This is a genomic window from Burkholderia sp. Se-20378, assembly GCF_017104665.1.
Taxonomy (GTDB): domain Bacteria; phylum Pseudomonadota; class Gammaproteobacteria; order Burkholderiales; family Burkholderiaceae; genus Burkholderia; species Burkholderia lata.
Genome location: NZ_JAAGPG010000045.1, coordinates 1 through 20619, shown reverse-complemented (window position 1 = coordinate 20619; position 20619 = coordinate 1). Strand labels below are relative to the sequence as shown.

The window sequence follows — 20619 nt, the reverse complement described above, 5'->3', positions numbered from 1 at the left end:
TAACAGACAGTTTTCCGATTTAGAACGGGTCGCATGCATTTTGTGAATATTCTTGTGAAATTTTTTGGCGTGACCGTGCCGATGCACACAACGACGTGCATGGCATAGCGCCCTGCGCACCGGCCTCGCATCGCCTTCACTGCTTGCGTGCGACACAGATGACGGTCAGCCCGGCGACGCGGTTGAAGCGGAACATCGGCAACTCGATTCGGCAGATCGTCTTGAGCAAGCCATTGACGAATGGATGGTGACGACGCAATTGCGACGCCGGCTCGCTTGGTTGCCGACGCACCCGTTCGCCGAGCCGCAACGCTGCCGCGAGCGGAAACGTGAGGCCGAAATAATAGGCGCCGTGCTCGACGTCGAGCCCCGCGCGACGCACCACGTCCTCGAGACTGCCGAGCGTATATCGGCGCTTGTGCTCGAGAAAATCGTCATGACCGCTCCAGAGGAACTGGAACGCGGGAACCGTGATCAGGAACCGGCTGCCCGAAGGCGCGCCCTTTACGTACTGCATGAGCAGACCGACGTCGTCGTCGACATGCTCGAGCACGTCCATCAGCAACACGAGATCGGCATCGAATCGATCAACGGATCGCCGAAAGTGGATGGGCTTGCCGGACGCCTCGCCGTCAGTATCGTCGGCGTAGCTCGTATCGACACACCACGCCTCCGTCGCCTGTGTGCGCTCCAGCAAGTGCTTCGAGAAGAAGCCGGAGCCTGCGCCGACATCGAGTATCCGGTTCGCGCCTGGCACCCCCAGGAACCGACGGATCGCACTCGCCTTCGACGCGTAGTACCAGTGATCGCCCACGCCCGCACCCAATACGTCGACTTCCTTGAGATCCATGACGCTTCCCCGTGATGGCTACTGTGCTTTGGTCGATACAGCCACTGAGGTCGATCTTACCTCGCCGCTGCCGCCGATCCTACCTGTCGACAATGCGCAACCGACACCGGCAACCCGCATGCCGACCTAATCGAAAAGGACGATGGCCGGTTCGCCGCAAATCGCTACCGTGCGGTTACCCGGCGCGAGATCGATGCGCACGGGCGAACCGTCCGACTGCATGCCGATCGATCCGGCCCGCCCCGGCTATGCCGCGTCGCGCGTGATATAGGAGGCGGCTTCGGTCACCACCGCAGTCGCGACCTCTTGCAACCGTCTCCGACACAGGGCATTGAATGCATCAGAAAAACGAAATTTCCCGTCGACATTTTCTCCGGCTGGGCGCCGGCACGATAGGCGTGGCGCTGGGAAGCGCATCGCTTCTGTCCGCATGCGGGGGCGACTCGATTTCGGTCGCGCCAGTCACGACACCGCGGCTGAGTTCCGCATCGAATTTTCGCGACACGGCCGGGCCGGACGGAACCGGCTACCTGACGACGAACGGCGCGAAGATGAAGAAAGGCGTGATCTATCGGTCATCCGCGCTCGCGTTGTCGGTCGCGGATGTCGCCACCGTCGGCACGCTCGGCATCAAACAGGTCTGCGACCTGCGCACGCCCGCCGAGATCAAGACGCAGCCGGATGTGCCGCTGGCCGGCGCCGCCTGGCAAAACCTCAACGTGCTCGGGGCCGCCAGCATCGATCCGATCCCGACCACCGGCGCTACCGCGACGGCATTCATGCTGAGCATGTACCGCGCGTTCGTCACGTCGGACACCGCACATGCCAGCTATCACGCGCTCTTCACCGGCTTCGCTGCCACTGGCGAAAACCTGGTGTTCCACTGCACGGCCGGCAAGGATCGCACCGGCTGGGCAACCGCGATCCTGCACACGATCCTGGGTGCATCCGAGCAGACGATACTCGCCGACTATCTGCTGACCAACGCCTATAGCGCATCGGAAATCGCCGCGTCGGTCGCCCAGGCACAAAAGGCCGGCGGGCAAAATGCGGCAGACATGATGACCGCGCTGCAAGGCGCACATACCGACTATCTGCAGGCGGCCTTCGATCAGGTCACCGCGTCGTACGGCTCGATGACGTCGTATATCGCGAACGGCCTGCAACTCGACCAGGCGACGCTGAACGCAATCCGGCAGCACATGCTGGTCTGATCGACCCGCAGGCCGCTGCGGCGGGCCGGGTCGCATCCGCGCTACAACCGCCGCGGCCGGTACAACTCGCATCCGGCGAAACCCGCACCGGCCAAGGCTGGAGCGGGTTTGCCCGGACGCAGCAACACCCGCCGATGACGAACCGTGCAAACCAAACGACCGTTTGATCCGGCCGTCCGACCACCCCGAATCCGTTGTCCCGCAGCCCGCCGGCTCGCCCCGTCCGGGCGCCCGTTGTTTGGTAACGCCGCTCTAGCGCGCTATGCCACACTGCACGGCATCGACGCTTGCGCCGTGCAGTGGCGCGCGCCGCCGTCGATCACGACAAGACATGGAGACAGACGATGCGGAATGCGGTCCGGCGCGGCCATCGCTCGCCTTTGGCAATTTTCGACTGGATTTCAGGCCCGCCCGGCGCGGCCCGTCCCATCTCGCCCACGACGTCCCGCGTGTTCGGCTGCGGCGTGCTGGCGCTCGCGCTGCTGTGTGCCGGTTGCGCAGAGTCGTCCGCGCAGCGTGACGGCAACACGTCGATCGCATCGACGAAGATCGAGCGCACCAAGGCCGAACGCCTCGCCCGCGAGCAGCAGGTCGCACGCACCGTGCCGTCGCTCGCATCGATGAGCCTCACGCAACCGCGCCCGTTCACGCTGCGCGACTCAGGCCAGAACGGCGCGATGACGTTCCTGCGCGACGTCGATTTCCGCATCGTCAACAACCTCGGCTTCTTCATCCATCAGTTGTCTGCCACGCTCGTGCCGACGCAGGCCGGCGCGCCGATCGTGTTCGACGATCCGACCAGTTTCCAGATCGACGTGCATGAAGGCACGGTCACGCTCGACAACGCCAAGCTGACCGCCCTCTTCAACACGTACATCTTCGGCTACCGCAATGCACCGCTGCGCAAGCTCGCCGTGTCGGCCGGCGACGGCGTGATCCACCTGCAAGGCGAGATGCAGCGCGACGGCTGGGTGCCGTTCTCGCTGACCGGCACGCTCGCGATCCGTGACGGCAGCCAGCTCGTGTTCCATCCGACGGGTGTACGCGTCTCGGGCATCAACGCGCAGCCGGTGATGCGCGCGGCCAACGTGAAGATGGCCGACCTGCTGAAAGTCCAGACGCCGATTGCGCAGCTCGCTGGCGACGATCTCGTGATGTCGGTCGACAAGCTGATGCCGCCGCCGCGCCTGAAGCTCACGATCACCGCGCTGCGCGTGACGCCGGCCGGCCTCGACCTGAAGCTCGACGACGGCACGCATGCCGGCTTTGCGATGCCCGCGAATGCACCGCAGCAAGCGATGTACATTCGCGGCGGCGACGTGAAGTTCATGCGCTCGATGCCGATGAACGCGGACATCCTGATCGGCCCGGTAGATGCCACGAAGCGCGACCAGACTTTCGTGTTCGACCTGTATCACTATCGCGACCAGGTCTCGGCCGGCTACTTCAATTTCGACGAAAGCGGCGCGATGGCGATCCGGATGCCCTCGTACGCGGGCCCGGCCAGAGGCGCGCTGCTCGGCAACGCGGCCGCGCGCCTGAACGACAGCTTCCTCGCCGCGCAACAGAACGCGCTGCGCGACATACGCCAGCACTGGGAAGCCTACGCACTCGCGGCGAACACCGTTCACCCCGGCATGCAGAAGGTCGCGATGCGGCGCACGTCGACCACGCCGTTCAACGAACGGCACGTGTCGAACCGCAACCCGACGATCCATCTGCGCAACGTCGACTTCAACCTGTCCGGGGATATCGGCTTTCACGTCGAGGATCTCGACGTGGAACTCGTCTCGAAGCGGCCCGGCGAACCCGTCGATCTCGACGATCCGAACCAGTACGACATTCGCATTCTCGGCGGCACGGTCGTCGAGTCGTGGAAGGCGATGTCCGCGCTCTTCAACAATTATCTGCTCGACTACGCGCCGCGCTCGCTCAACGACCTGCAACTGAGCGCGGACGGCACGAACCTGCGCGTCCAGGGCGGCATCAAGCTGTGGAATCACGTACCGGGGGTCTGGCTGCCGACCGACATGAATGGCACGCTGTCCGTGCTCGACGACCGGCATCTCGCGTTCAAGCCGTCCCAGGTATCGGTGCTCGGCATCCCGCAGGCGAAGCTGCTGCGGTCGCTCGGCATCGAACTCGCTTCGCTGACGCCGTTGCAGCGGCGCGGCGCGGAACTGCGTGGCGACACACTCGTGCTCGACCAGTACACCGTGTTCCCGCCACCCGTGCTGAACGGCAAGCTCGGACAGGCAACGGTCGAACGCGACGGGCTGCGCCTCACGTTCAGGCGCATGGCAGGCACACCCGCGCCGCAACGGCCGCAGATCGATGCACCGAGCTACATGTGGATGGAAGGCGGCGACATGAAAATGTTCAACGTGCTCGAACTGAACGTGCGCGCGCTGATCCGGAATTCGGCCGAGGCCGGCCCGATGCGTTTCGACCTGTACGGCTACCGCAGCCAGGTCGCGCAAGGCTCGGTGCGGATGCTGCCGGACGGCACGCTGGTCGTCGACATGGGGCAGAAGAACCCGCTCGCCTCACGCTGAAGCGCACACGACACGCATGAAAAAAGCCCGGTGGCAGGTCGCCAACCGGGCTTTTCATTTTATCCTTCGCGCTTCGCGCTCAGTCGTGCTTCAGTCCGTCGATCACGTCGAGCAGCGCCTGCCGCAATGCAATGACGTCGACGGTTGCGCCCGGCTTGCCCGGTGCGCGTGCATCATCGGTGGCTGGCGCCTCCGGCTCGACGGGTGCCGCCGCGGCCCGCTCGCCCGCCGGCGAATCGAGCCGGTTGCGCGCGCCGTTGATCGTGAATCCCTGCTCGTACAGCAATTCGCGAATCCGCCGGATCAGCAGCACTTCGTGGTGCTGGTAATACCGACGATTGCCACGCCGCTTCACCGGCCGCAGTTGAGTAAATTCCTGTTCCCAATAACGCAGCACATGCGGCTTGACCCCGCACAGTTCACTGACTTCACCGATCGTGAAGTAGCGCTTCGCGGGAATCGGAGGCAAGACGACTTTCTCAACCGTAGTGGTCATCGTCGGTAAACCGTCGGTAAAGGGTGCGCGGCGGCCGCGCGGAGACGTCAGCGCGCGGGGCTTACTCCGCGCCGTTTTCGACCAGCGCCTTCAGCTTCTGGCTCGCGTGGAAGGTTACCACCCGGCGGGCCGCGATCGGAATCGCCTCGCCCGTCTTCGGATTGCGGCCCGGACGCTGCGGCTTGTCGCGCAACTGGAAATTGCCGAACCCCGACAGCTTGACGCTTTCGCCGTTTTCGAGCGCGTCGCGAATCACCTCGAAAAACGCCTCGACCATGTCCTTCGCTTCACGCTTGTTCAGCCCGACGCTGTCGAACAGCAGCTCCGCCAGTTCCGCCTTCGTCAGCGTAGGCGTCTCGGTGGACGCCGGCGCCGAAGCGTCGCGGTTCATGGCGCTGCGTTGCGCCGTCAGGAGGGCTTCGAATTCACTCGAGGTCATGTCGTTCATATCTGCCATACAGCGCGTTAAATCAAAACTTACGATCGGAAAAGGCCGCCCGCGAGCGGGCGGACCTCCTCCTTAGCCGCGCAGACGCGCACCAGCACGAGCCATCCGCTCGACCAGCGTCTGGATCGCCTGATCGACGACCTCGTCCTGTAGCGTGCCAGCCGCGTCCTGCAGCGTCACACGGAAGGCAAGGCTCTTCTCGTGCGCGGCAAGACCACCGGAAGTATTTGATTTTGCACGAAATTCGTCGAAGAGTACAACCTTCTGAACGAATCGGCAGGCCTCTTCGGCGAGCGCCTTCTTCATTTCGTCGAAAAGTGCCTGAACCTCGACCGCCTGATCGACGACCACCGCGATATCGCGACGAACCGGCGGGAATTTCGACACGTCGGTCGGCGCGGGCAACGCACGCGCAATCAGCGCATCCGCGTCGACCTCGAACATCACCGGTGCGTGCGGCAGCTCGTACTTCTGCATCAGGCGCGGGTGCAGTTCGCCGATCCAGCCGACCGCACGGCCATCGACTTCGATGCGCGCGCTGCGGCCCGGATGGAGGGCCGGATGCTCTGCCTTCACGAAGCGTGCGGCCGCAGGCGCGAGCAGCGCCTCGAGATCGCCCTTCACGTCGAAGAAATCGACCGGGCGGGTCTCCGCGCCCCACTGCTCGTCGAGTGCCGGACCATAGGCAAGCGCACCGACGCGCTTCGGCTGAACGTAGCCCTCGACCGTCAGCTCACCGGCCTTCGCCGCCGCATCGGTGAGGAACACGCGGCCAGCTTCGAACAGGCGCACACGATCCGCGCGACGGTTCAGGTTGTGGCGCAGCACGGAAATCAGGCTGCCGAACAGCGTCGTGCGCATCACCGACAGCTGGCTCGCGATCGGGTTCAGCAGACGGATCGGCTGGTCGTTGCCCGCGAAATCCTGCTCCCACTCCGCATCGACGAAGCTGAAGTTGACGGTTTCCGCGTAGTCGCGCGCAGCGAGCGCGTGACGGATGTCGTGGATCGAGCGCCGCGTTTCGTTGGTCGCGCGCATTTCGCTCGTCGCGACCGGCGGACGCGCCGGGATCTTCTCGAAGCCATAGATGCGCGCCACTTCCTCGATCAGGTCTTCCTCGATCTCGATGTCGAAGCGATGCGACGGCGGCGTGACGAGGAACGCATCGTCTTCACGCTCGAACGGCAGGCCGAGGCGCGTGAAGATGCTGGCGATCTCGTCGGCGCCGATCTGCACGCCGATGATGCGATTCGCGCGCGATACGCGCATCTTCACCGGCGCGCGCTGCGGCAGGTTCACGGACTGATCGTCGACCGGGCCGGCCTTGCCGCCGCAGATTTCGAGAATCAGTTGCGTGATGCGCTCGACGTGCTCGACGGTCGTCGCGTAGTCGACGCCGCGCTCGAAGCGATGAGCCGCATCGGTCGAGAAGTTGTACTTGCGCGCACGGCCGCGGATGCTGTCCGGCCACCAGAATGCGGCTTCCAGGTAGATGTTGGTCGTATCGAGCGTGACGGCCGTGCTGTCGCCGCCCATGATGCCGGCCAGGCTTTCAACCTGACGGTCGTCCGAAATCACGCCGACCGTTTCGTCGAGTTCGACCGTGTTGCCGTTGAGCAGCTTCAGCGATTCGCCGCGCTTGCCCCAGCGCACCTCGATACCGCCGTGGATCTTGTCGAGATCGAACACGTGCGACGGGCGGCCGAGCTCGAACATCACGTAGTTCGAGATGTCGACGAGCGCCGACACGCTGCGCTGGCCCGAACGCCCGAGGCGCTCGACCATCCACTGCGGGGTCTTCGCATGCGCGTTCACGCCGCGGATCACGCGACCCGAGAAGCGGCCGCACAGATCGGGCGCGGCAATGCGCACCGGCAGCGTCTCGTCGAGCTCGACGCGCACCGGGCGAATGTCGACCGGCGTCAGCGGCGCGCCGGTGATCGCAGACGTCTCGCGTGCGATGCCGAACACGGACAGGCAGTCGGCCTTGTTCGGCGTCAGCTTGATTTCGAAGATCGTGTCGTCGAGATTGAGCGTCTCGCGGATGTCCTGGCCGACCGGCGTGTCTTCCGGCAGCACCAGCAGGCCGCTGTGATCCTCGGACAGCTTCAGCTCGCGTGCCGAGCACAGCATCCCCTGGCTCTCCACGCCGCGCAGCTTCGACAGCTTGATCGCGAACGGCTTGCCGCCCTCTTCTGCCGGCGGCAGTTCGGCGCCGACCAGCGCGACCGGTACCTTGATGCCGGGCGCGACGTTCGGTGCGCCACAGACGATATTCAGCGTCGCGCCGGTGCCGGCGTCGACCTGGCAGACATTGAGCTTGTCCGCATCCGGATGCTTGACGACTTCGAGCACGCGGCCGACGACGATCTTAGACGTCGGCGGCGCAGCCTTGCTCAGCGATTCGACTTCGAGCCCCGCCATCGTCAGCGCGTGCGACAGTTCGTCGGTCGTCAGCTGCGGGTCGACAAAGGTTCTCAACCAGGATTCAGGGAATTGCATGGATGTCTACGTTCGAAACAGGTTAGATCGACGCCCGGGCCCCGTCGGATCGTCCATCGGGGCGTGCACGGGCACAGGTCGGCGCGGCGCGCGGCGTTACGCGAACTGGCGCAGGAAACGCAGGTCGTTCTCGAAGAACAGCCGGAGATCCTGGACGCCGTAGCGCAGCATCGTCAGGCGCTCAAGGCCGCTGCCGAACGCAAAGCCGATGTAGCGCTCGGGATCGAGGCCCATGTTGCGAATCACGGTCGGATGCACCTGCCCCGAACCGGAGATCTCGAGCCACTTGCCGGCGTTCTTGCCTTGCTCGAACATCATGTCGATCTCGGCCGACGGTTCCGTGAACGGGAAATACGACGGACGGAAGCGCACGAGGATGTCGTCGCGCTCGAAGAATTTTTTCAGGAAGTCGGTATAGACGCCCTTGAGGTCGGCGAAGCTGATGTTTTCGTCGATCCACAGCCCCTCGACCTGATTGAACATCGGCGAGTGGGTCGCATCGCTGTCGACGCGATACGTGCGGCCCGGCGCGATCACCTTGATCGGCGGACGGTTCATGCGCGCGTAACGCACCTGCATCGGGCTCGTGTGCGTGCGCAGCAGCAGCTGGCGGCCGTCGGCGTCCTTGCCTTCGACGTAGAAGGTGTCCTGCATCGAACGCGCCGGATGGTTCTCCGGGCTGTTCAGCGACGTGAAGTTGTACCAGTCGGTCTCGATTTCGGGGCCGTCGGCCACATCGAAGCCGATCGAGCCGAAAATCTGTTCGACACGCTCCCACGTGCGCATCACGGGGTGCAGGCTGCCTGCACCGGCGCCGCGACCCGGCAACGTCACGTCGATCGCTTCGGCAGTGAGGCGCTGATTCAGCAGCGCATCGGCCAGTGCCTGACGACGTGCGGTCAGCGCAGCTTCAACCTGCTGCTTCGCGACGTTGATGCGTGCGCCTTCGGTCTTGCGTGCTTCGGGATCGAGCTTGCCGAGACCCTTCAGCAACTCGGTCAGCGCACCCGATTTGCCGAGAAATCGTGCTTTCTCGTTTTCGAGCGTGGTGATGTCGGCAGCCTGTTCGAAGGACTGCTGCGCGTCGGCGACAATCTGGTCCAGATCCATAGATCCCATCATTTCCAACGTCATTCGGTCTTGGCGAGCGAAATCGCCCACCAAACAAAAAAGGGGCTCGGAAGAGCCCCGTTTTCGCTGCAGCGGCCGAGACTACCGGAACCTCGCTGCAACTAACCACGCAGTGCTAATTTCTCAATTAGGCTGCAACGGCGGCTTTCACCTGCTTGACGATCGCAGCAAAAGCAGCCTTGTCGAACACCGCCATGTCGGCCAGAACCTTACGGTCGAGTTCGATCGACGCCTTCTTCAGGCCGTTGATGAACACGCTGTAGGTCATGTCGTGCTGGCGAACTGCCGCGTTGATACGCGTGATCCACAGTGCGCGGAACACACGCTTCTTGTTGCGGCGATCGCGGTACGCGTACTGACCAGCGCGCATCACCGCCTGCTTGGCGATGCGGTAGACGTTATTGCGGCGGCCGCGATAACCCTTGGCCAGGTTGATGATCTTCTTGTGGCGGGCCCGTGCGGTTACCCCACGTTTGACTCGAGGCATGTTTCTCTCCTTAGAGTATCAGTTAGGGGTTACGCGAACGGCAGCATCGCGCGGACGGAGTTCAGATCGGAATCATGAACTGCCGTTGCGCCGCGCAGGTGACGCTTGTTCTTCGTGGTTTTCTTGGTCAGGATGTGACGCTTGAAGGCTTGACCGCGCTTGACGGTACCGCCCGGACGCACCACGAAGCGCTTTGCAGCACTCTTCTTGGTCTTCATCTTAGGCATGACGAACAACTCCAGTTTATTAGATGGCGATGGGTGTGCGGTTGGCTTGCGCCCTTGACCCGCCCTTCGAAACCCAGTCCACTTGTGTACGGCGAACCGCTTGCGCAGCCGCCGTCATTGTTGGCACGCCGCCCTGACCGGGCAACGCACCGAACCACTGCGAACCTGCGCGCAAAGCGCGCGGGCCCGTTACTTCTTTTTCTTCGGCGAGAGCACCATGATCATCTGGCGCCCTTCCATCTTCGGCATCTGCTCAACCTGGCCGACTTCCTCGAGATCCGTGCGCAGACGCTCAAGCATCCGCATACCGATTTCCTGGTGAGCCATTTCACGGCCGCGGAAACGCAACGTGATCTTCGTCTTGTCGCCCTCTTCGAGGAAGCGCACGAGATTGCGGAGCTTGACGTTGTAATCCCCGTCATCGGTACCCGGGCGGAACTTGACTTCCTTGACCTGGATGACCTTCTGCTTCAGCTTCGCTTCGTGCTGCTTCTTCGATTCCTGGTACTTGAACTTGCCGTAATCCATCAGACGGCAAACCGGGGGAACCGCTTGCGGCGCGATTTCCACCAGGTCAACATCCAGTTCTTCCGATTTACGGAAAGCATCAGCGAGTTTTACGATACCGAGCGGTTCGTTCTCGATCCCGACCAGACGCACTTCCGGCGCAGTGATTTCACCGTTGATGCGATGCGACGACTTATCAGTAGCGATGTTACGTTTCCTCTAAAAATTAAAAAAACGAGCCGCGCTGCCAGGGCGGTTACTTGAACGAGCGCAGGTCTTCCTGCAGACGCTCAACGAAGGCTTCGACCGGCATCACGCCAAGATCGACGCCGCCACGGGCACGCACGGCTACCGTTTGCGCATCACGCTCCTTATCCCCCACGACGAGGAGATAAGGCACCTTTTCCAGCGTGTGCTCGCGTATTTTATAGCTAATCTTCTCATTGCGCAAATCAGCCGTCACTCTAACCCCTTGTTTTTGCAACGATTGGGCCAGAGATTGCGCATATTCGGCCTGACTTTCGGCGATATTGAGCACAACTGCCTGGAACGGCGCGAGCCAGGACGGCATCGCACCAGCATGGTGCTCGATCAAAATGCCGAGGAAACGCTCCATCGAACCGACGATTGCACGGTGCAGCATCACCGGGCGACGGCGGCTGCTGTCATCCGCGACGTACTCGGCGCCGAGGCGCTCCGGCAGCACCATGTCGAGCTGCAGCGTGCCGCACTGCCACGAACGGCCGAGCGCATCCTTGATGTGGTACTCGATCTTCGGACCGTAGAACGCACCCTCACCCGGCAGCTCTTCCCACGTCAGGCCGCAGGCCGTCAGCGCGTCGCGCAAGCCCTGCTCGGCGCGATCCCACGTTTCGTCCGTACCCGCGCGCTGCTCCGGGCGCAGCGACAGCTTGATGTCGATGTGATCGAAACCGAAGTCCTTGTACACGCTCATTGCCAGCGTGTTGAACGCGATCGATTCCGAGATGAACTGGTCTTCCGTACAGAAGATATGCGCATCGTCCTGCACGAAGCCGCGCACGCGCATCAGGCCGTGCAGCGCGCCCGATGCCTCGTTGCGGTGGCACGAACCGAATTCCGCGTAACGCAGCGGCAGGTCGCGGTACGAACGCAGGCCGTGCTTGAACACCTGGACGTGGCCCGGGCAGTTCATCGGCTTGATCGCGTAGTCGCGCTTCTCCGACTCCGTCGTGAACATGTTCTCGCGGTAGTTCTGCCAGTGGCCCGACGCTTCCCACAGCGAACGGTCCATGATCATCGGCGTCTTGATCTCGAGGTAGCCGGCTTCGTTCACGCGGCGGCGCATGTACTGTTCGACCTGCTGCCACAGCGCCCAGCCCTTCGGATGCCAGAACACCATGCCCGGCGACTCTTCCTGCATGTGGAACAGGTCGAGCTGCTTGCCGAGCTTGCGGTGGTCGCGCTTTTCCGCTTCCTCGAGCATGTGCAGGTACTGATCCTGGTCTTCCTTCTTCGTCCAGGCCGTGCCATAGATACGCTGCAGCTGCTCGTTCTTCGAATCGCCGCGCCAGTACGCACCCGCGACCTTCATCAGCTTGAAGACCTTCAGCTTGCCGGTGGACGGCACGTGCGGGCCACGGCACAGATCGGTAAAGCCGCCGTGCGAATACAGCTTGATTTCGTCGCTTTGCGGAATCGATTCGATGATCTCGGCCTTGTACTTCTCGCCGATGCTGCGGAAGTAGCCCGCCGCTTCGTCACGCGACACGACACGGCGCGTCACGGGCTCGTCCTTCTTCACGAGCTCCTGCATGCGCTTTTCGATCTTCTCCAGATCTTCGGGCGTAAACGGGCGGTTGTACGAGAAGTCGTAATAGAAGCCGTTGTCGATCACCGGGCCGATCGTCACCTGCGCGTCCGGATACAGTTCCTTCACCGCGTACGCGAGCAAGTGCGCCGTCGAGTGACGGATGATGTCGAGGCCGTCGGCGTCCTTGTCGGTCACGATCGCGAGCGACGCGTCGCGGTCGATCACGGCCGACGTATCTACGAGCTCGCCATCGAGCTTGCCACCAAGCGCAGCCTTCGCAAGGCCGGGACCGATCGAGGCTGCAACCTCGGCAACTGTCACCGGATGCTCGTATTGTCGAACTGAGCCGTCAGGCAAGCGTATCGAAACCATAGCAATCTCCGTGATGCCGACAGTGGGCGGCAGACCAGGTACGCGATATAAAAATCACGCGGGAAAATTTCGCGACAAAAAAAATGCGGCCCCGCTTTCGAGGGGCCGCATTCGATACTTCACTCAAACTGAAAGGGCGAAAGGGTTCCTCGACTAGCGTCGCTCCGAAAAGGTTTCGGTCAACGTTCGCGGTGTCATAACCGTATTCGCCTTGTTCGCGTTGAGTTATTTGCTGCATCGAACACCCGGAAGCCGGGCATTCTCAATTCGTTGGTAGGCTCGATTGGACTCGAACCAACGACCCCCACCATGTCAAGGTGGTGCTCTAACCAGCTGAGCTACGAGCCTAGTGAAGCTAAGATTATATGGAGCCGTTACCCGCTTGGCAAGTATTTTTATGCGGTCGCAGCAAAATAACGGTGTTCGAACCCCACATCACGCCTTCCGCCCCGCCCGCACGACGCCCTGTACCTCGCCGAGCAACGTGCACGCACGCTGCACCTGCGCCGAGTTCGACACCTCGACCGTGAACTGCATGAATGCCGCATTGCGGCGGCTCTGCGTCTTCACGCCCACCACATTCATCTTCTCGCGCGCGAACACTTCGGAGATGTCGCGCAGCAACCCTTGCCGATCGCTCGCCTCGATCATCAGGTCGACCGGATAGACAGACGCACCGCGCCCGCCGAGCACGTCGGCCGACCAGGTCGTCTGCAGCACGCGCTCCGGCGCGCGCTCGACCATCCGGCGGAACGTCGGGCAATCGGTGCGGTGGATCGACATCCCCTTGCCGCGCGTGACGAAACCGCTTATCGGATCGGGCGGCGCCGGACGGCAGCAGCGCGCGAGTTGGGTCAGCAGTGCGTCGACGCCCACGACCAGCACGCCGGTCGACGCGCCGTGCGCGACGCTGGCGCCGCTGCTGCGCTTCTCGAAATCGGCAGGCGCCTCGGGCGCCGGTTCGGGCGGCGGCGCATCGGACAGCGCGTGCTCGACATTGCGCAGGCTGAACTCTTCCTTGCCGACGACCGAGAACAGTTCCTCGGGCGACTTGAAGCCGAGCTTCGCGGCGAGGTTATCCAGGTTGACCGACGTCTTGCCCTCGCGCTGCAACGTCTTTTCGACGAGCGCGCGGCCATGCGAGACGTTTTCTTCCTGCTCGATCGAGTTGAACCACGCACGCACCTTCTGACGCGCGCGCGGGCTCTTCATATAGCCGAGCTGCAGGTTCAACCAGTCGCGCGACGGCCCGCCCTCCTTCACCGCGACGATCTCGACCGTCTGGCCGTTGGCGAGCGGCGTATTGAGCGGCACCATCGCGCCGTCGACGCGCGCACCACGGCAGCGATGACCCAGTTCGCTGTGCAGGTGGTACGCAAAATCGACCGGCGTCGCGCCCTGCGGCAACGCGATCACGCGCGCCTGCGGCGTCAGCACGTAGATGTGGTCGTCGTCGAGCGACGTCTCGCGCAATTGCGCCCACGCCTTGTCGCCCGACTTTTCCGCGCCGTCCTCGACGTCGTCCTTCCACGCGAGCAGCTGGCGCAGCCAGGCAATCTTCTCGTCGTACTTGTCGCTCGCCGAGAACTGGCCGCCGTAGCCGCGCGCGCCGGCTTCCTTGTAGCGCCAGTGCGCCGCGACGCCGTACTCGGCGAAACGGTGCATCTCCTGCGTGCGGATCTGCACTTCGAACGCGCGGCCGTCGTCGCCGATCACGACCGTGTGCAGCGACTTGTAGCCGTTCGGCTTCGGCCGCGAGATGTAGTCGTCGAATTCCTTCGGCACCGGCTGCCACAGGTGATGCACGATGCCGAGCACCGCGTAGCAATCCTTGATGTCCGGCACGATCACGCGAAACGCGCGCACGTCGTACAGCTCGGAGAAGTCGAGCTCCTTGCCGCGCATCTTGCGCCAGATGCTATAGATATGCTTCGGCCGGCCGCTCACGTCCGCCTGGATGTGCGCGTCCGCCAGTTCCTGCTGCAAGCGGTCGATCGCCTGCGTGACGTACGCTTCGCGCTCGATGCGCTTCTCGTCGAGCAGCTTCGCGATCCGCTTGTAGGTGACGGGATCCTCGAAGCGGAACGCGAGATCCTCGAGCTCCCACTTCAATTGCCAGATGCCGAGACGGTTCGCGAGCGGCGCGTAGATCTCGAGCGTCTCGCGCGCGACGTCGGGCGGCGGGTCGATCTTCGCGGCCGCGTAGTAACGCAGCGACTGCAAGCGCGACGCGAGCCGGATCAGCACCACGCGGATGTCTTGCGCAAACGCAAGCAACATCTTGCGCAGCGCCTCGATCTGCGTACGCCGCTCTTCCGCCGCGTCGCGCCCCGCATCGGGCACCGCGTTCTGCGCGGCACGCAGGCTGACGGTACCGAGTCGCAACAGCTTGCGCACGTCGGACACCAGCCGCGCCACTTCGTCGCCGAAACGCTCGGCGAGTTCGCGCTCGGGGTTGCTCAGGTGCGGCGTCAACACGAACAGCGCGGCCGCCTGCACCGCAGGCGGATCGACGTTCAGCGTGCGCATGATCGACGCCGTGCCCGCCGAGTGATCGGCGAGCAGCTCGCCCGACGACAGGCGCACGTCGCCGGCCCGCTCGCGCACGAACGCGAGCACGTCGTCGAACGACGGCGCCGCGACGGGGGAAGCGGAAACGGACTCGGTCATTGCTCGGCCTGGCGAAATGCGATCATCGTCGGGTTACGTTCAGCTCCGCTGCGCAGCAACGACCACGATCTCGACGAGCAGCGCCGGATCCGCGAGCTTCGCCTCGACGGTGGCACGCGGCGGCGTGTTGCCGTGCGCGACCCATGCGTCCCACTCCGCATTCATGCCTTCGAAGTTCGCCAGATCCGAGATGTAGATCTGCACCGACAGCAGATGCGCCTTGTCGCTGTTCGCTTCGGCGAGCAGGCGATCGATGTGGCCGAGCACTTCGCGCGTCTGGCCCTTGATGTCCTGCGTGGTGTCTTCGGCGATCTGGCCGGCCAGATACACGGTACCGTTGTGGATCGCGGTTTCGGAGAGACGGGCCCCGACGTGGTGACGAATGACTGCCATGGAATGTTCCGGTCGTGAATGGATGAGAAATCGGGCGGCGGCACGGCCCGCGTGCCGCCGAACCGCATATTATGACGCGTTTATGCGCCGCCTTCGACGAAAAACCGCCGCGCGAGGGCAATCTGGCTTGCGTCGATGAACGCCGGCGCGTGGCCCGCCCCCGGAATCTCGGCATGCGTCACATGCCGGCCGCGACGCACCATGTCGGCCACCGTTTCGCGCGACAGCAGGTCCGACACCTCGCCACGCACGACGAGCAGCGGTGCGTTCGTCGTCTCGATCGCATGCCACAGCGCGGCCTCGCCGAGCGCCGCCAATTCGGGCGTCGTCGCCTTGAACGGTTCGGCGATGCGTGGATCGTAGCGGATCGTCCAGCCACCTTCAGGCAGTTCGCGCAGCAGCGGCCCGTTGATCTCGCGCCACTCGTCGGCGGTCAGCGCACCGAACGGCAGCGACAGCGACGTCAGATAGTCGATGCCCTCCTGCTGGGTCGCAAAGCGCGGCTGCACGCCGAGATATTCGCCGATGCGCGTCAGCGAATCGGGCTCGATGCGCGGGCCGACGTCATTGACGATCATCCGGCGCAGCGGCGAACCGGGCAGCCCCGCGAACGCCATGCCGATCAACCCGCCCATCGACGTGCCGAACCAGTCGACCGATTCGACATCGAGCCGCGCAATCAGCGTCACCATGTCGGCCACGTATTGCGGGATCGCATAAAGCCGCGGATCGGCCAGCCAGTCCGACTGGCCGCGCCCGACGACATCGGGGCAGACGACGCGATACGTATCGGACAGCGCAGCCGCGAGCCGGTCGAAATCGCGCCCGGAACGGGTCAGGCCATGCACGCAGACCAGCACGCGCGGGTTGGCGGGATCGCCCCACTCGGTATAGGCGACGTGGTGAAGGCCGGCAGCGCTCGCACACTGCACGCGCCGCTGGCGAGGAACCTGGGAATTCGCTGGGGTCGTTGGCATCGTTGGCATCCTGTCGAACGGGGGCGACGCGCAGGGCAACGCTTGCGACGCCCGATGCAAACGATTGTAAACCGCTTCAGCTGCACGGGTCCGCTCATCGGGCACCCGACAATCGGCCTGACGTACGCAATGACAAACGCCCCGCATGCCGTCGGCCGGCATGCGGGGCGTCGAAGCCGCGCTGACGCGCGGAACCTTATGCGACCGCGCTGATGTCGAGCGGCGCGCCCGTCTTTGCCTGGATCTCGTCGGCGCTCACGCCGTCGGCGAGTTCAAGAACCTTCAGGCCGGACGGCGTCACTTCGATCACGCCGAGATCGGTGATGATCAGGTCGACCACGCCGACGCCCGTCAGCGGCAGGTTGCATTCCTCGAGGATCTTGTGCTGGTCGCCCTTCGCGACATGCTCCATCAGCACGACGACGCGCTTCACGCCGGCGACGAGATCCATCGCGCCGCCCATCCCCTTGATCATCTTGCCGGGGATCATCCAGTTCGCGAGGTCGCCCTGCTTGCTGACCTGCATCGCGCCGAGAATCGCCAGGTTGATGTGGCCGCCGCGGATCATCGCGAACGAATCGGCCGACGAGAAGATCGACGAGCCCGGCAGCGTCGTGACGGTCTGCTTGCCGGCGTTGATGAGATCGGCGTCGACTTCGTCTTCGGTCGGCGACGGGCCGATGCCGAGCAGGCCGTTCTCCGACTGCAGCCACACCTCGACGCCTTCCGGCACGTGGTTCGCAACGAGCGTCGGCAGGCCGATGCCGAGATTCACGTAGAAACCGTCCTGCAGTTCTTTCGCCGCGCGCGCGGCCATCTGGTCACGATTCCAGGCCATGTCAGTCTCCTTTCGCGCGTACGACGCGTTGTTCGATGCGTTTTTCGGGCGTCGCGTTCAGCACGATGCGCTGCACGAAAATCCCCGGCGTGTGGATGTGGTCCGGATCGAGCGCGCCGTTCTCGACGATCTCCTCGACCTCGGCGACGGTGATCTTGCCGGCCATCGCACACATCGGATTGAAGTTGCGCGCGGTGCGGCGAAAAACCAGGTTGCCGGACTTGTCGGCCTTCCACGCCTTCACGAGCGCGACATCAGCCGTCAGCGACGGCTCGAGCACGTAGTGGCGATCGCCGAACTGGCGCGTTTCCTTGCCTTCCGCGATCACGGTGCCGTAGCCCGTGTTCGTGAAGAACGCCGGGATGCCCGCACCGCCCGCACGCAGCTTTTCGGCGAGCGTGCCTTGCGGCGTGAATTCGAGTTCGAGTTCGCCGGCCAGGTACTGGCGCTCGAACTCCTTGTTCTCGCCGACGTACGACGAGATCATCTTCTTGATCTGGCGCGTTTCCAGCAGCAGACCGAGGCCGAAACCGTCGACGCCCGCGTTGTTGCTGATGCAGGTGATGCCCTTGACGGCCGTATCGCGCAACGCCGCGATCAGCGCCTCCGGAATCCCGCACAGGCCGAAGCCGCCCACCGCGAAGGTTTGCCCGTCGCGGACGATCCCTTCCAGCGCGGCAGCCGCGCTTGGATAGACTTTGTTCATCAGTTGTCCCTTCCTCTATGGAAACCAGTGAAACCGGTTCACGCGCCCACGTGGCTCGCAAGCCCGCCGCATCATTCTATGCATGCACGGCGATGCCTGCGTCGAGGCGCGCTGTTTTTATACCGCGGCAAACCGCCACGAGATGCCTGAAAGGGTACGATGCGGCGCGGATGCGGCACAATACGCAAAAATACATAAGCGTTTGCCTCCGCTTGCCTGCGCCATGCCCGCTCTCGATTACCAGACTGCCTTCCTCCTCGCGCCGCTCGGCCTCGTCCTGTCGCGCGACCGCGTGATCGAGGACTGCAACGACGCGCTCGCGTCGATCTTTCGCTGCGCGCGGGCCGACCTGATCGGAAAATCGTACGAGGTGCTCTACCCGTCGACGGACGAATTCCAGCGAATCGGCGAGCGTATCGCGCGCGTGATGGCCGCGAACGGCATCTACTCGGATGACAGAATCATGAAACGGGCGGACGGCGAGTTGTTCTGGTGCCACGTCACCGGCCGCGCAATCGACCGCACCGCGCCACTTGCGGCGGGCGTGTGGACCTTCGAGGATTTGAGCGCGACGCGCCGCGTCGCCGTCGAACTGACCCCGCGCGAGCGTGAGATCGCCGCGCAACTCGCGACCGGCAAGACCAGCAAGCAGATCGGGCGCGTGCTCGACATCAGTTCGCGCACGGTCGACATCTACCGCGCACGGCTGATGCGCAAGTACGGGACCAACAATACGCCCGAGCTGCTGCAGCGCCTGCTCGGACATTAAATGACGGCGCCCGGATGACAATCGGCCGCACATGACGGCCGATTCGGGAAACAACGGGCATGGAGTGCCGCCGGCGACCTTGCGCCGGCCCGGCCTCGCCGACTCGATGCTCAGCCGACCTTCGCCGCGAGCGCGCGCTCGATCGTGTCGCGCAGCAACTGGGGCAGCGGCACCGACTTGCCGAGTGCGTAGTCGACCCACACGCAGCGCGCGTTGCCGCGCGCATAGACATGCTGCGGATCGTCGGCGCGCGTCAGCTCGAAACCCGTGTCGAAGCTGCTACGGCCGGGCTTCGCTGCCGACATCTTCGCGATCACGTCGCCCGGATAGTGCAACTGCTTGAGAAACTCCATCGACGCCGTGACGATGACGGGCCCCTGCCCCTCGCCGTTGCCGCCGGCGATGCCGAGCTCCTCGAACCACGAGATCCGCGCCTGCTCCATGTAGCGAAAATAGACCGTGTTGTTCACATGGCCGAACGCGTCCATGTCGCCCCAGCGGATCGGCATCGACATTTCAAAAACGGGGGAATAATCACTCATTGCAGTCTTCTTTGTTGCTGAATGTCATCCGCTCAGGCGAGGCCGAAGCCGTCGTCGGCGGAGATAATCGAGCCATTGATGAACTGCGACTCGTCGGCCGCGAGCAGCAACAACAGCCCGTCGAGATCCTGCGGCTTGCCGACGCGCCGGCGCGGCAGCATCGACTGCAGCTTCTGGCCCTGCTCGGTTTCCCACAGGTAATGATTGATTTCGGTATCGATATAGCCCGGACAGATCGCGTTGACGTTGATCCCGTGGCGCCCCCACTCGAGCGCCATCGCGCGCGTCATCTGCACGACCGCCGCCTTGCTCATCGCGTACAGGCCGATCTGCGGAAACACGCGCAGCCCGGCCACCGACGCGATGTTGATGATCCGGCACGGCGGCTTGCCGTTGCCGCTTCCGTTCGCGCGCATGATCATCCGCTTCGCGACTTCCTGCGCGACGAAAAATGCGCCGCGCGTGTTGGTGTCGAATACGAACTCGAAATCGGCCGGCGTCACGTCGACGAGCTTCTGCATCGTCGACACGCCCGAATTGTTCACGAGGATGTCGATCGTACCGGCTTCCGTCTCCGCGTGCGCGACCGCCGCCTTGATGCTCTGGACGTCGGTGACGTCGAGCGACACGACGTGCGCGGCACCGCCCGCCGCCTCGATCTCGGCACGCAGCTCCTTCAGGCGCTCGACGCGACGGCTCGCGAGCACGACCTTCGCACCGGCCTGCGACAGCACCTGTGCAAAACGCTGCCCGAGGCCGCTCGACGCGCCCGTGACCAGCGCAACCTTGCCTTCCAGATTGATCGACCGACCCATTTGCACTTCCCCTTTCGATGTCGTTTCGCCGCCACGGACAGTACGGCCCGAACGGCATTACCCTAGCACGAAAATAGAACGATCGTGCTAATCTAGCCGCATGCTGTTGCGGCAAGCGTTTCGTTTCGCAGACAATACGCTCCCGAATAAAAGCATTCTAACGGTTAGAGGAACGCCAATGACCCCCGCAAGCCTCATCGAGCAATACGGCCCGCGCGAATCGATGGAATACGACGTCGTGATCGTCGGCGGCGGCCCCGCCGGGCTGTCGGCGGCGATCCGGCTCAAGCAGCTGGCCGCCGAGAAAGGCACCGAAATCGGCGTGTGC

20 protein-coding genes and 1 tRNA gene are annotated in these 20619 nt (G+C 63.8%); 4 read left to right on the top strand and 17 right to left on the bottom strand.

Annotated elements, in window-relative coordinates; translation table 11 throughout:
• Positions 1–136: 136 nt before the first annotated feature.
• The gene (locus tag G3N93_RS08690) at positions 137–850 is read right to left on the bottom strand and encodes a bifunctional 2-polyprenyl-6-hydroxyphenol methylase/3-demethylubiquinol 3-O-methyltransferase UbiG (protein ID WP_174934461.1); all 714 of its coding nucleotides are present in this window, start codon (positions 848–850) and stop codon (positions 137–139) included.
• A gap of 398 nt (positions 851–1248) precedes the next feature.
• Here G3N93_RS08690 and G3N93_RS08685 point away from each other — a divergent pair, with 398 nt between their 5' ends.
• Both G3N93_RS08685 and G3N93_RS08680 read left to right on the top strand, forming a co-directional pair.
• A complete protein-coding gene (locus G3N93_RS08685; RefSeq protein WP_254601376.1) occupies positions 1249–2064 on the top strand; it encodes a tyrosine-protein phosphatase in 816 nt (271 codons plus the stop codon).
• Positions 2065–2408: 344 nt separating this feature from the next.
• Entirely contained in the window at positions 2409–4619 is a 2211-nt protein-coding gene (locus G3N93_RS08680; RefSeq protein WP_206132792.1) for a hypothetical protein, read from the top strand.
• A gap of 79 nt (positions 4620–4698) precedes the next feature.
• Here the strand turns inward: G3N93_RS08680 and G3N93_RS08675 are convergent, their stop codons facing one another.
• From G3N93_RS08675 to G3N93_RS08610, 14 genes are all read right to left on the bottom strand, one after another.
• Complete coding sequence (locus G3N93_RS08675; protein WP_174934467.1) at positions 4699–5115, bottom strand: MerR family transcriptional regulator; 417 nt, start codon at positions 5113–5115, stop codon at positions 4699–4701.
• A gap of 61 nt (positions 5116–5176) precedes the next feature.
• Entirely contained in the window at positions 5177–5563 is a 387-nt protein-coding gene (locus tag G3N93_RS08670; protein WP_006486093.1) for an integration host factor subunit alpha, read from the bottom strand.
• Positions 5564–5635: 72 nt separating this feature from the next.
• Positions 5636–8065 (bottom strand): phenylalanine--tRNA ligase subunit beta, encoded by a 2430-nt coding sequence (pheT, locus tag G3N93_RS08665; protein ID WP_174936469.1) that lies wholly within the window; start codon positions 8063–8065, stop codon positions 5636–5638.
• 96 nt (positions 8066–8161) lie between these two features.
• Positions 8162–9175 carry a phenylalanine--tRNA ligase subunit alpha gene (gene pheS, locus G3N93_RS08660; protein WP_006486107.1) on the bottom strand — a complete coding sequence of 338 codons (1014 nt, stop codon included), beginning with the start codon at positions 9173–9175 and terminating at the stop codon, positions 8162–8164.
• A gap of 148 nt (positions 9176–9323) precedes the next feature.
• The gene (rplT, locus tag G3N93_RS08655; protein ID WP_004192938.1) at positions 9324–9683 is read right to left on the bottom strand and encodes a 50S ribosomal protein L20; all 360 of its coding nucleotides are present in this window, start codon (positions 9681–9683) and stop codon (positions 9324–9326) included.
• Between the two features lie 29 nt (positions 9684–9712).
• Positions 9713–9910, bottom strand: coding sequence for a 50S ribosomal protein L35 (gene rpmI, locus G3N93_RS08650; protein WP_004191477.1), 198 nt, complete (start codon positions 9908–9910; stop codon positions 9713–9715).
• A 189-nt stretch (positions 9911–10099) separates the two neighbouring features.
• Positions 10100–10624: a translation initiation factor IF-3 gene (gene infC / locus G3N93_RS08645; protein WP_071734130.1), complete on the bottom strand. Its 525-nt coding sequence runs from the start codon at positions 10622–10624 to the stop codon at positions 10100–10102.
• A 49-nt stretch (positions 10625–10673) separates the two neighbouring features.
• Positions 10674–12581, bottom strand: a complete 1908-nt coding sequence (gene thrS / locus G3N93_RS08640; RefSeq protein ID WP_174934471.1) for a threonine--tRNA ligase — start codon at positions 12579–12581, stop codon at positions 10674–10676.
• Between the two features lie 271 nt (positions 12582–12852).
• A tRNA-Val gene (locus tag G3N93_RS08635) sits at positions 12853–12929 on the bottom strand.
• An 87-nt stretch (positions 12930–13016) separates the two neighbouring features.
• Positions 13017–15251 carry a bifunctional (p)ppGpp synthetase/guanosine-3',5'-bis(diphosphate) 3'-pyrophosphohydrolase gene (locus G3N93_RS08630; RefSeq protein ID WP_206122301.1) on the bottom strand — a complete coding sequence of 745 codons (2235 nt, stop codon included), beginning with the start codon at positions 15249–15251 and terminating at the stop codon, positions 13017–13019.
• A 39-nt stretch (positions 15252–15290) separates the two neighbouring features.
• Positions 15291–15644: a RidA family protein gene (locus G3N93_RS08625; protein WP_011351776.1), complete on the bottom strand. Its 354-nt coding sequence runs from the start codon at positions 15642–15644 to the stop codon at positions 15291–15293.
• 80 nt (positions 15645–15724) lie between these two features.
• Positions 15725–16621, bottom strand: coding sequence for an alpha/beta fold hydrolase (locus G3N93_RS08620; RefSeq protein WP_206132791.1), 897 nt, complete (start codon positions 16619–16621; stop codon positions 15725–15727).
• Between the two features lie 196 nt (positions 16622–16817).
• Positions 16818–17459: a CoA transferase subunit B gene (locus G3N93_RS08615; protein WP_011351774.1), complete on the bottom strand. Its 642-nt coding sequence runs from the start codon at positions 17457–17459 to the stop codon at positions 16818–16820.
• Position 17460: 1 nt separating this feature from the next.
• Positions 17461–18165, bottom strand: coding sequence for a CoA transferase subunit A (locus G3N93_RS08610; RefSeq protein ID WP_174934479.1), 705 nt, complete (start codon positions 18163–18165; stop codon positions 17461–17463).
• 223 nt (positions 18166–18388) lie between these two features.
• On the opposite strand from G3N93_RS08610, the gene G3N93_RS08605 reads away from it, so the two are divergent.
• Positions 18389–18934: a LuxR C-terminal-related transcriptional regulator gene (locus G3N93_RS08605; RefSeq protein WP_174935223.1), complete on the top strand. Its 546-nt coding sequence runs from the start codon at positions 18389–18391 to the stop codon at positions 18932–18934.
• Positions 18935–19044: 110 nt separating this feature from the next.
• On the opposite strand, the gene G3N93_RS08600 is transcribed toward G3N93_RS08605, so the two are convergent.
• Positions 19045–19476: a thioesterase family protein gene (locus G3N93_RS08600; RefSeq protein ID WP_069247799.1), complete on the bottom strand. Its 432-nt coding sequence runs from the start codon at positions 19474–19476 to the stop codon at positions 19045–19047.
• 32 nt (positions 19477–19508) lie between these two features.
• The gene (locus tag G3N93_RS08595) at positions 19509–20291 is read right to left on the bottom strand and encodes an SDR family oxidoreductase (RefSeq protein ID WP_011351770.1); all 783 of its coding nucleotides are present in this window, start codon (positions 20289–20291) and stop codon (positions 19509–19511) included.
• A 106-nt stretch (positions 20292–20397) separates the two neighbouring features.
• Here G3N93_RS08595 and G3N93_RS08590 point away from each other — a divergent pair.
• Positions 20398–20619: FAD-binding protein (locus G3N93_RS08590; protein WP_226111393.1), on the top strand; the 222-nt coding region annotated here is incomplete at its 3' end.